This window comes from Thalassospira sp. GB04J01 (assembly GCF_000751115.1).
Classification (GTDB): domain Bacteria; phylum Pseudomonadota; class Alphaproteobacteria; order Rhodospirillales; family Thalassospiraceae; genus Thalassospira; species Thalassospira lucentensis.
Genome location: NZ_CCDX020000003.1, coordinates 1 through 2,883, shown reverse-complemented (window position 1 = coordinate 2,883; position 2,883 = coordinate 1). Strand labels below are relative to the sequence as shown.

The following is a 2,883-nucleotide window of genomic DNA, read 5'->3' as shown; positions in this document are numbered from 1 at the left end:
GCATGGGTTCGACATAAAAAAAGTAAAATAAATTTAGTATGTTATTAGTTTACCATTTGAAATCTTTCCTTTCAATCTATCTTTAAAGGCTTTTTCAAGATTCATAGCGAATAATTTCTTAGAGGTGAACTATATGCAAAACAATACAAAAACCTATTCCAGCAAAGATGTCGCAAAGCGGCTTTCGATACAACCCGTTACCATCCGAAAATATTCACAAATGCTGGAAGAACAAGGATACCCTTTCGCCAAAGCCGAAAATGGTTGGCGTCAATATAGCGAAGATGATATTAGGTTCTTAGAGTATTTATGTGACATGAAGAATATGGGCAGGTCACTAGATGAATCAGTCCAACATATAGCGTCTTTATATCGGTCCAATTTAACCATATCGCCATCCGCTATACCGCTACACGAGAAAAATCCTTTGATTGAATTCATCCAAGCACAACAGGAATTTAATCAAAAAATACTCGAAAGACTGGAAGCACAAGAAAAAAGACAAATTGAAAGAGATCAAAACCTAATGAAAGCACTAAGAGAATCACAAGAAGCAAAAAAACAAATTGCAGCTACTCAACAAAAAAAATGGTGGAAATTCTGGAAATAAAAGAAGGACCATCAAAAGATGGTCCTTCTTCAACTAAAGCACCCGTTAGTTGAACAATCCTTACATTGTATAAGTATCGCTTTCACCAAGATAAATCGTCAATATGACCGACCTGAATCTTAAATGCCTTCAGGTTCATATTTAATTTTATTATCATATCTTGATAAATCTTCTTTACTCCAACTTTTTTTTGTTCCGTAACCACTTCGTTATCTGGAATTACAATAATAAGCCTAATATCATTTTTGGAATTAATCATTCCTACCGTTTGATAGCTATATCCCACTTTTCTCAATTCTTCTCCGACTTGGTCAAAGAAGCCTCCCTCTTTTTGAAGCGATTCGATATAGTACTCTAATTCTATTTGTTCTTCTTCGGATAATTGCGAAATATGGACATTATCTTCTTTTTCTTTCTCCTGAGTATAAATAAAAATAGCTATTATCAATAAGAGAGAACCAAAGACAACTGCACTAAGCTTTCCTTTTTTCACACAACATCTCCTTTATTAAGGATATGAGTATATAAATGGGGAAATAACCGATTAACGACTTCCACTAAAATGAGCCTGAATACAAAAACTTTAGAATCGATTCCTTCTTAAACTAACCTGCGTACTTTAGTTAAATAAGAAAATGGCTTTACTCCTTCTTGAAGTAAAGCACCCGTTAGTTGAAAAGTATCCATAATAAAACTGTTAATCCTAATATAAATATTCCAAACAAAAAGGAGAGAATTTTAAAGATAACAATATGGTATTTTTCCGGAAAGAATTTTTCGGAAATTAATATTAGAATACCAAATAAGAATTCAATAAAAGTAAATGTATTTATTCCTCCAGTAAAATCGTCATCTTCTTCATATTTCTTAAAAGTGACATAAAAAGCATATCCAGCAACAAATAATAAAATTATTGCAATTAATAACAAAATATATATATTCATACTCAAATGTCTCTCCTAATGTAAAGCTTATTGAAGTAAAGCACACCTTTAGTTGAAGAAGCACCTTCTCATTTATTACACATTATCTACGAACTATGACACATTCTTTACATATTATAAACACTCAATTAAAATTGGTAAGTGTTCTTATAAGGAGTGGAAATATGTTTAGAAAAATATGGATTAATTTACATTGGATTGCTTTGTCCATTTTATTATTGCTTGTAATCCCAATTGCCATAATGAATAATTTACATACAATTGACGGTGGGCAAATTGGGCATGACATCATCATGGTTTCATTAAATATTTTTTTTACTTGGCTTCTATTTAGAAATAAAGATGCTAGATATGAAGATGCAAGAAAATAGAGTTGTTGCTCATTATGGTTCATGTGCGACACAAAAAACCCTTTTCTTCTTCAACTAAACTGCCCCGTTAGTTGAATAAGAAATTATATACTTTCTTATCTTTTTTTTTAAAAAAAGAGTAGCAAAAGCCACTCTCATTCCACCTCGTCATTTTCCTCAATGTACAAAGCACGTTTATTAAACCCTTCCAACTCTACTGGAGATAATTCTTTTAATTTATTTTCATACTTTGAGCCTTTCCATATTGACTGCAACAGATGCGTATAAAAGGCTTCGTCTTGTTTCTTGAATCGATCCAGTTCACCATTCTCATATTTTTTCGCATAGTCTTTCATCATTCCTGAAAAAACAAGTAATTGTCTTTTCTTCAAGGCGATATAAAACGTATCAAACACAGCTTCACTATGATACAGGTCAGAACCTTTTGCCGAATACTTAGCAATCTCTAAAACTGCATTTGAATTACCAGTTGCTCGCACTTTCTTAGCATCTACCTGTGTAATGGTCTTATCTTCCATACACTCTTGCCACATTTCAAGCCAATTCTCTTGCTTAATAAATGCTTTTGTATCCGTAAAATAAGTTTTATTCACGGCAACGATTATATGAACATGAGGATTATATGTATTGTATTGGGGGTTCGCATCCCCAACTTTATAACCCCTCATATCAAAATATCCTTTTTTACGGTTGTATAATTCTTCGGTAATATGTGACTCTTGATCTGTTGTTACTTCTAATTTCCGGATGTAACCTTTCACCACACGTTTTACATTCCTACGATCAAATAATCTTTTAACCGCTTTATTAAATCTATCAATCTCAAATCGCAATTCATCACCAGTACAATTGGGGGCAGTCAATGTTAAAAACAAAAATTCTTTCCCCTCAATTTCTTTCACTGCATCGAGCATGACTGATAATTTAATTGCATCTTTTTTAGCAGTTTTCCATGTGC

Annotated in this window: 5 protein-coding genes; 2 read left to right on the top strand and 3 right to left on the bottom strand. The window is 32.5% G+C overall.

Translation table 11 applies throughout. From position 1 onward, the window contains the following. The first annotated feature begins 133 nt into the window (after positions 1-133). Positions 134-610 (top strand): DUF3967 domain-containing protein, encoded by a 477-nt coding sequence (locus tag AMM48_RS00320; RefSeq protein ID WP_102782468.1) that lies wholly within the window; start codon positions 134-136, stop codon positions 608-610. 82 nt (positions 611-692) lie between these two features. Here AMM48_RS00320 and AMM48_RS00315 read toward each other — a convergent pair whose 3' ends face one another. Beyond that, positions 693-1,103 carry a hypothetical protein gene (locus AMM48_RS00315; protein WP_025565940.1) on the bottom strand — a complete coding sequence of 137 codons (411 nt, stop codon included), beginning with the start codon at positions 1,101-1,103 and terminating at the stop codon, positions 693-695. 175 nt (positions 1,104-1,278) lie between these two features. Beyond that, on the bottom strand, positions 1,279-1,554 hold the full coding sequence (locus tag AMM48_RS00310) for a hypothetical protein (RefSeq protein ID WP_102782467.1): 276 nt from the start codon (positions 1,552-1,554) through the stop codon (positions 1,279-1,281). 164 nt (positions 1,555-1,718) lie between these two features. On the opposite strand from AMM48_RS00310, the gene AMM48_RS00305 reads away from it, so the two are divergent. Further along, positions 1,719-1,925: a hypothetical protein gene (locus AMM48_RS00305; protein WP_102782466.1), complete on the top strand. Its 207-nt coding sequence runs from the start codon at positions 1,719-1,721 to the stop codon at positions 1,923-1,925. Between the two features lie 134 nt (positions 1,926-2,059). Here AMM48_RS00305 and AMM48_RS00300 read toward each other — a convergent pair. Continuing rightward, positions 2,060-2,883 (bottom strand): protein rep (locus tag AMM48_RS00300; RefSeq protein WP_102782465.1); only part of this gene is annotated, 824 nt, incomplete at its 5' end.